General features: G+C 70.1%; 8 protein-coding genes. 4 read left to right on the plus strand and 4 right to left on the minus strand.

Going from position 1 to position 7,192, the window contains the following annotated elements; genetic code table 11:
* Positions 1 to 105: 105 nt before the first annotated feature.
* The 3 genes from AAG801_RS38695 to AAG801_RS38705 are packed head-to-tail and all read right to left on the minus strand — an operon-like array spanning position 106 to position 2,712.
* Positions 106 to 1,203, minus strand: coding sequence for an MSMEG_0568 family radical SAM protein (locus tag AAG801_RS38695; RefSeq protein ID WP_341893203.1), 1,098 nt, complete (start codon positions 1,201 to 1,203; stop codon positions 106 to 108).
* Entirely contained in the window at positions 1,166 to 2,212 is a 1,047-nt protein-coding gene (locus tag AAG801_RS38700; protein ID WP_341893196.1) for a Nit6803 family nitrilase, read from the minus strand. Before AAG801_RS38700 ends, AAG801_RS38695 begins: the two co-directional genes overlap by 38 nt.
* A gap of 17 nt (positions 2,213 to 2,229) precedes the next feature.
* Complete coding sequence (locus AAG801_RS38705) at positions 2,230 to 2,712, minus strand: MSMEG_0572/Sll0783 family nitrogen starvation response protein (RefSeq protein ID WP_341893197.1); 483 nt, start codon at positions 2,710 to 2,712, stop codon at positions 2,230 to 2,232.
* A gap of 309 nt (positions 2,713 to 3,021) precedes the next feature.
* Here AAG801_RS38705 and AAG801_RS38710 point away from each other — a divergent pair, with 309 nt between their 5' ends.
* From AAG801_RS38710 to AAG801_RS38720, 3 genes are all read left to right on the plus strand, one after another.
* On the plus strand, positions 3,022 to 4,413 hold the full coding sequence (locus AAG801_RS38710; RefSeq protein WP_341893198.1) for a PLP-dependent aminotransferase family protein: 1,392 nt from the start codon (positions 3,022 to 3,024) through the stop codon (positions 4,411 to 4,413).
* A gap of 232 nt (positions 4,414 to 4,645) precedes the next feature.
* Entirely contained in the window at positions 4,646 to 4,951 is a 306-nt protein-coding gene (locus AAG801_RS38715) for a hypothetical protein (protein WP_341893199.1), read from the plus strand.
* A 2-nt stretch (positions 4,952 to 4,953) separates the two neighbouring features.
* Positions 4,954 to 5,343, plus strand: coding sequence for a hypothetical protein (locus AAG801_RS38720; protein ID WP_341893200.1), 390 nt, complete (start codon positions 4,954 to 4,956; stop codon positions 5,341 to 5,343).
* 22 nt (positions 5,344 to 5,365) lie between these two features.
* Here AAG801_RS38720 and AAG801_RS38725 read toward each other — a convergent pair whose 3' ends face one another.
* Complete coding sequence (locus AAG801_RS38725; protein ID WP_341893201.1) at positions 5,366 to 5,992, minus strand: rhomboid family intramembrane serine protease; 627 nt, start codon at positions 5,990 to 5,992, stop codon at positions 5,366 to 5,368.
* Positions 5,993 to 6,027: 35 nt separating this feature from the next.
* Between AAG801_RS38725 and AAG801_RS38730 the strand changes: the two genes are divergently transcribed.
* Entirely contained in the window at positions 6,028 to 7,080 is a 1,053-nt protein-coding gene (locus AAG801_RS38730; protein ID WP_341893202.1) for a DUF2332 domain-containing protein, read from the plus strand.
* The last annotated feature ends 112 nt before the right edge of the window (positions 7,081 to 7,192 follow it).

Consider the following 7,192-nt stretch of genomic DNA (forward strand, 5'->3'; position numbering starts at 1 on the left):
GCTGCCGCTGCCAGGCCGTGGCCGCCCAGCTGATGCGGAACTCGCAGGGTCGGAAGTCGAGCGCGTCACCGACCAGCGCATCGACCGCAACCTCCAGACAGGTCGTCATGCCACCACCTCCGCCACCCGCTCGCCCTTCTCGTACTGCGACAGCGACGAACACGCGCCGCACTTGCCGCAACCGGCCTTGATGTCCTTGGACAGCAAACCCGCTTCGGAGACCATCGCCCCCAGCGGCTCGAGGATGGACTTCATCCACGCCGCCTCCGGCGCAGGGTGGTCCTCCAGCGGCGTGCCGGCGATCGGCACGAAGGGCACGACGAAGGGGTAGACGCCGATCGCGACGAGCTGCTCGCAGATGGCCAGGATCTCCTCGCGCGTGTCGCCCAGCCCGGCCAGGATGTAGGTGCTGACCTGGCCGCGGCCGAACACCGCCACCGCCGCCTCGAACGAGGCCATGTACTTGGCAACAGGCACCTGCGCCTTGCCCGGCATGATCTGCTCGCGCACCGCCGGGCTGACCACCTCCAGGTGCATGCCGAGCGTGTCGATGCCGGCGTCCTTCAAACGCTGAAACCAGGCGTCGTCTTCCGGCGGCTCGCACTGGCCCTGCAGCGGCAGATCCACTGCGGCCTTGATCGCCCGCGCGCTGTCGCACAGCACCCGCGCGCCGCGGTCGTCGCCCGCCGGCGTGCCGGTGGTCATCACCATGTGCTTGATGCCGTCGAGCTCCACCGCCGCCTTCGCCACCTCGGCGAGCTGCTGCGGCGTCTTGTGCGCGATGGTGCGGCCTGCCGCGAGCGACTGGCCGATCGCGCAGAACTTGCACGCCTTGCGCCGGCTCTCGTAGCGGATGCAGGTCTGCAGCACCGTGGTGGCGAGCACGTCGGCGCCGTGCAGCGTGGCGATGTGCGAGTACGGCACGCCGTCGGCCGTGCTCAGCCCGTAGAAGCGCGGCTGCTTCGGGAATGCGATCTGCGCGATCGGGATGCTGCCGCGCTTGAGCGTCACGCGGCCCTCGGCATCCGGCGCCTCGGCGACGAAGGGCGAGGCCCAGGCGCTGCTGGTGTGCACCGGCACCATGATCGTGTGGCCGTCGATGGTCACGGCCTTGTGGTCCGACGGGCCCGCGCCGCCGCGGCGGCTGGGCGCGCCGGCGCCGGGGTCAAGCAGCCGCAGCCCGTACGACTGCAAGTCGGTCATCAGCGCCCGGGCGGCGCTCGACGGGGTCGTGCTCATGGTGTGCCTCGGTGGAAGTGGAAAGGAACGGTGTGGTGGCGCTCAGGCTCACCACCGGCGTGGCCGGGCGGTGATTGATCGCCAGCGCCAGCAGTTCGGGGCGGGCGTAGTGGCCCACCGAATCCATCATGCGTTTGCGCTTGGTGACCAGCGCCATGTCGAGATCGGCGACCACCATGCCCTCACCCTCGGTCAGCGGCTCGCCGAGATAGCGGCCCTCGGGCGTGACGATGGCGGTGTGGCAGCCGCCGCGCAGCGCGCCGTGCAGCGATTCGTCGGGCGTGATCGAACGCACCTGCTCATCGCTCAGCCACGCGGTGGCGTTGATGACGAAGCAGCCGGACTCCAGCGCGTGGTGGCGGATCGTCACGCCCATCTGGTCGGCAAAGATCTGGCCGACCAGCGAGCCGGGGAACTGCGCGCAGTGGATCTCCTCGTGCTGCGCCATCAGCGCATAGCGCGCCAGCGGGTTGTAGTGTTCCCAGCAGGCCAGCGCGCCGATGCGGCCGGCTGCCGTGTCCACCACTTTCAGGCCGGCGGCATCGCCCTGCCCCCAGACCATGCGCTCGTGGTAGGTCGGCGTGATCTTGCGGCGCTTGAGCACCAGCGTGCCATCGGCGTCGAACAGCAGCTGCGTGTTGTAGAGCGAGCCATGGTCGCGCTCGTTGACGCCGAGCAGCACGACCACCTCCTTCGCGCGGCAGCGCTCGGCCACCGCATCGGTGACCGGGCCTGGAACGACCACCGCGTGCTCGTACAGCCGCAGGTGGTCGGCGCCCTGCCGGCACGGCGGCTGCACGAAGGAGAAGTACGGGTAGTAGGGAACCAGCGTCTCGGGAAAGACGACGAGGCGCGCACCACGGGCCGCCGCCTCGTCGATCGCGCTGCAGACGCGGTCGATGGTGTTGGCCGGCTGCGCCAGATCGGGCGAGATCTGGACAGCGGCCGCGCGGACGATGCGGGAGGAACTCATGGCGGCGCCTCGTGCGATCACAGCGTCCAGGTGTCGAGGATGAACGCGTTCTCCTTGCGGTGCATCAGGATCAGGTCCAGCACGTCCAGCGGGTTGATCGGCTTGATGCCCTCGATCAGCGCGCCTTCGCCGTGGCCGTACAGCGCCTGCAGCGCGAAGCGGCAGGCGTAGACCTTGCCGCCCTCGGCGATGAACTTGCTGATCTGCTCGTTGAAGTTCAGGTGGCCGGGGAAGGCCGCGGCGCCCAGCGTCGGGAAGCCACGCTGCACGCCCAGCGTCACGCCCGGGCCGTAGAGCAGGATGGAGGTGTCGAAGCCCTTGCGCTGCAGCCGTGTGGCCTGCAGCAGGTTGACGAAGCCGATCGAACCTTCGAAGGCGACGGTGTGGAAGGTCACGAGCGCTTTCTCGCCCGCGTCGGCCTTCACGTCGGGGAAGACCTTCTCTTCGTAGTCGACGAGGAAGTCGCCTTTCTTGTTCGCGGGTTGGGTGACTTTCGGCATGAGGTGCTCCTTGCGGTGGTTGGGAAGGCAGGTGCCTCGCCTTCCGCATGCGCCATGCCATTGCGGCGCAGCGGCGTGCGATCAATCTGCGATCAAGCGCATATGTGCGAGGGCGCCGCCGTTCGAGCCCGCCGCGGCCGCCGCGCAGAGACCCTGAGCGATTCGTGGGTATCGGCACCAACAGCGCGCGCCGCCAATGCGATCAATGCACCCGATCAATGGGGGCTGTTGCACCAGCAGCGCGCGCGGGCACCGCTGCATGCAGGCACGGCCCATGCAACAAGCCGCCCACACCATCCGATCAATCGCATGAACAACCTCGCCGAGCGCTGGCGCCGCCGCCTGCAACAGAGCGATCAGCCGGCCTACCTGCTGATCTCCGAGCTGATCGCCGAAGACGTGCGCGGCGAGCGCCTCGGCCCGCGCGAGCGCCTGCCGACGCTGCGCGAGCTGGCCGAGTCGCTGGGCCTGAACTACACGACGGTGGCACGCGGCTATGCCGAGGCGCGCAAGCGCGGGCTGATCGACTCGCGCGCCGGCCAGGGCACCTTCGTGCGCGGGCGCGGGCCGTCGCTGCCGCTGCGCAACGGCACCAACGCCGAGATGACCATGAACCTGCCGCCCGAGCCGGACGACCCGGCGCTGGTGGCGCGCCTGCGCGACAGCGCCGCCGAGGTGATGCGCCAGCAGGACCTCTTCGGCCTGCTGCGCTACCAGGACTTCGGCGGCAACGCCGCCGACCGCGACGCCGCGGTGCACTGGCTGCGCCGCCGCCTGTCGGGCATCTCGGCCGCGCAGGTGCTGGTCTGCCCCGGCATCCACAGCGTGCTGCTCGGGCTGCTGTCGCAACTGGCGCGGCCGGGCGAGCTGGTCTGCGTCGATGCGCTGGCCTACCCGGGGCTGAAGGCGATCGCCGCGCAGCTGGGCATTGCGCTGCACCCGATCCCGCTCGACGACGAGGGCCCGGACATCGATGCGCTGAACCACGCCTGCAAGACGCTGGCGCCGAAGGCGATCTACTGCAACCCGACCTTCCTCAACCCGACGACGACGACGATGACGCTGGCGCGCCGCGAGGCGCTGGCAGACGTGGCGCTGCGCTACAGCATCCCCATCATCGAGGACGACGCCTACGGCTGGCTGCCGCGCAAGCGCGTGCCGCCGGTGGCCACCTTCGCGCCCGAGCTGACCTACCACGTCACCGGCTTCTCCAAGTGCCTGGGTGCCGGGCTGCGCAGCGCCTACGTCTGCGCGCCGAGCGAACGCCTCGCGCAGCAGCTTGCCGGCGCGATGCGCGCCACCTCGGTGATGGCCTCGCCGGTGACCAACGCGCTGGCCACCCGCTGGGTCGGCGACGGCACGGCCGACGCGATGCTCGAAGCCGTGCGCAACGAGAGCCTGGCCCGCCACGAACTGGCGCAGCGCCACCTGGCGCGGCACGGCGTGGTGGCGCAGCCCGAGGCCTTCCACCTCTGGCTGCCGCTGAACTCGGGCTGGAGCGTGGTCGAGTTCGCGTCCTACCTGCGCATGCAGGGCGTCGCGGTGGTGGCCAGTGCCGCCTTCAGCACCGACGGCAACCCGCCGGATGCCGTGCGCATCTGCGTCGGCGGGCCGCTGTCACGCGAGGACTGCGACCGCGCGCTGGCGCTGATCGCCGAGACCATCGAGCACCCGCTGCATCCGCATGCCACGGTGATGTGAACGGCAGCGGGCGGCCCGCGGCCGCGGCGCCGCCGCAAGGCCCCCCACGAATCGGGGAGGCCCCGACAGGCCGATGCGTGTGCGTGAAGTACGGCCGCTGCGCTGGATGTCACTTCTCATACAGTCTCGCCCACAAAATGATCAATCGATTCGAGGCAGTACGAGCATGTGGCAGCAGACAGAGAGGATCCGTGAGCAAGTTGGTCGGCCTGGCGAGATGCACGGGTTCCGCATGGCCGTGGCCGCCGATCGGGCAAGCGCCGCCGACGCAGAGTTGCGCCGACTCAGCGCGCTCGCACCATTGCTCGCCGATGAGCTGCTGGCCGCGTGGAGCGATCCCCCTCGGCTCGGACGCCTGATCGAGGCATGGCTCGGCGGCGAGTGGCAGGTCGACCTGGAGACCGACGCGCTGGTTGCGCTGGTCCGCCTCTACGAGCATCTCGAAGGACTGCGTCTCGTGGGCGAGCCCGACCCGAAGACCGGCTCAGCCATGCCCGGCGGGCGCGCCGGTTACTCCAACCCGTCAGCACAGTCGTGACGATGACTTCCTATTCGATCTGGATCTTCCTGGCCGGCCTGGCCGGCGCTCTGCTCCTGCAGGCGGGCCTGTTGCGAGCGCTGCATCGGCGCAGGCTGCAGGCACTTCAGTCCTGGCACGCCCAGGAGCTCATCGGCCTGCACGGAGAGTTCGAGCAGATGAGGCTTCGCATGCTCCAACTGCAGCGTGAACACCTCTCGCAGGCTCAGGAACAGGAGCGATTCGAACCCGCCGCGCAGGAGATCCAGCGCTCCGGGATGTCAGTGCGCCAGGCACTCGACCGCCAACTCGATGCCGACGCAGACATGGGCGCCGAGCCCTCTGCCGATGGGTTCGAGGACACGCAGATCCAGCCGCACGAAGCGAACCACCACGGTCTGTTGATGCAGTGAGTTGCCCGGCGAGGCGCCTGCGTCAACCCAGCCAGGTGGCCACGGCACGCCCGAGCGACCCCGGCACCGCCACCGCCATGAACACCAGCCCCGCCACCGCGCCGGCGGCATGCGCATCGTGGTTGATGCGGCCCAGGCCGGTGCGGCCGGCCAGCACGCTGTAGGCGAGGTAGCCGATGGCGAACAGCGGTGCGGGAATCGGGTACGGGATCGGCAGGATGTAGAGCGAGGAGCCCGGGTCGACGACGATCGCCGCGAACACCACCGCGAGGATGGCGCCTGAGGCACCGAGGCTCGAGTAGTTCGGGTTCTTGCGGTGGATCGCCCAGGTCGTCAGGCTGCTGGCCAGCAGGCCGAACACGTACAGCGCGACGAAGGCCGGCGTGCCCAACGCACGCTCAAGCCCAAAACCGAAGGCCCAGAAGCTGAAGCCGTTGAACAGCAGGTGCGGCAGGTCGGCATGGATGAAGCCGCTGGTGACCAGCGTCATCCACTCGCCGCGCGCGACCAGGCCGTGCGGGCGCAGCAGGTTTCGCTCGATCAGTTGCGGCTTGCCGTTCAGCCCGAGCAGGCTGACGACCACGATGGTGGCCAGCAGCAGCGTGGCGGCCGGGGCGCCGAAGAGAAAACCCAAGGGTTCATGCATCATGGGCGGCACTCTAACCACCCGATGGAGCGCGCTGCGTGAACGCACACTATGCGCTGATCGACGCCTTCCGCGAGCAGGTGCGCTGGTGCGACAAGCTCGGCTCGCCCTTCAACGCTCGATTGCTCGACTGGCTCGCCGACGACTGGCTGGCTGGCGGGCCGATGCGTGCGCTGATCCCTGAATGGACCGCTGGCCCGCCGGGCCAGGACCTGGTGCCGCTGCGCCTGGCCGGTGGGCTGCATGCGCTGGCACTGTCGGGCCGGCACCCGGCGCTTGCCGCGCTGTACCCGCCGGCCGCGAGCGGCTTCGATGCCGCGGCGCTGGTGCCGCTGCTGCAGCGCCTGCTGGTCGACGAGGCCGAACACCTGCGCGGCTACCTCGCCAGCGCGCCGCAGACCAACGAGGTGATGCGCAGCGCGGTGCTGATCGGCGGCTACGCGGCCATCGCTCAGGCCACCGGGCTGCCGCTGGCGCTGCGCGAGATCGGCGCCAGCGCCGGGCTCAACCTGCTGTGGGACCGCTTCCACTACACGCTGGCCGCGCAGAGCTGGGGCGACGCGGCGAGCCCGGTGCGCATCAACTCCGACTGGCGCGGCGATGCACCGCGCCTGCCCGGACACATCAACATCGCCGACCGGCGTGGCAACGACCTGCTGCCCGTCGACCTGCGCGACGGCGCCGCGGTGCAACGCCTGCGCGCCTACGTCTGGCCGGACCAGACCGCACGCGCCGCGCGGCTGCACGGCGCGATCGCGCTGGCGCAGCAGGAACGGCCCGTCGTCGATGCCGGCGATGCGGCCGCCTGGGTGGAAGCGCAGCTCGCCGCGCCGCGCGAAGGCGTGGCCACGGTGCTGGTGCACTCGGTCGTCTGGCAGTACTTGCCGCCGGCCACGCGCGAGCGCATCGAAGCGGCGCTCGCTGCGGCCGCCACGCGGGCGAGCCATGCGGCGCCGCTGGCCTGGCTGCGCATGGAGTTCTATGCGCCCGGCGCGCCGGCCGAACTGCGCCTGACGCTGTGGCCCGAGGGCCGCGAGCGCACGCTGGCCGCGGCCCATCCGCATGGCGAATGGGTGGAGTGGATCGGCTGAGTAACTGTGTCGTCAGTCAAGCTCCGGCGGGTGAGTCGGACCAAGGCGAGTTGGTCTTGACCATTGCGTTCAGGCAGGTGAGTAGCTTTCGCATGCAGGCGACCAGTGCGAC

The organism is Variovorax sp. YR752, assembly GCF_943372545.1.

Coding starts and splice junctions, on each gene's coding strand:
- AAG801_RS38720 (WP_341893200.1), top strand. CDS start 4,954: ATGACTTCCTATTCGATCTGGATCTTCCTGGCCGGCCTGGCCGGCGCT.
- AAG801_RS38725 (WP_341893201.1), bottom strand. CDS start 5,992: ATGATGCATGAACCCTTGGGTTTTCTCTTCGGCGCCCCGGCCGCCACG.
- AAG801_RS38710 (WP_341893198.1), top strand. CDS start 3,022: ATGAACAACCTCGCCGAGCGCTGGCGCCGCCGCCTGCAACAGAGCGAT.
- AAG801_RS38700 (WP_341893196.1), bottom strand. CDS start 2,212: ATGAGTTCCTCCCGCATCGTCCGCGCGGCCGCTGTCCAGATCTCGCCC.
- AAG801_RS38705 (WP_341893197.1), bottom strand. CDS start 2,712: ATGCCGAAAGTCACCCAACCCGCGAACAAGAAAGGCGACTTCCTCGTC.
- AAG801_RS38715 (WP_341893199.1), top strand. CDS start 4,646: ATGGCCGTGGCCGCCGATCGGGCAAGCGCCGCCGACGCAGAGTTGCGC.
- AAG801_RS38695 (WP_341893203.1), bottom strand. CDS start 1,203: ATGACCGACTTGCAGTCGTACGGGCTGCGGCTGCTTGACCCCGGCGCC.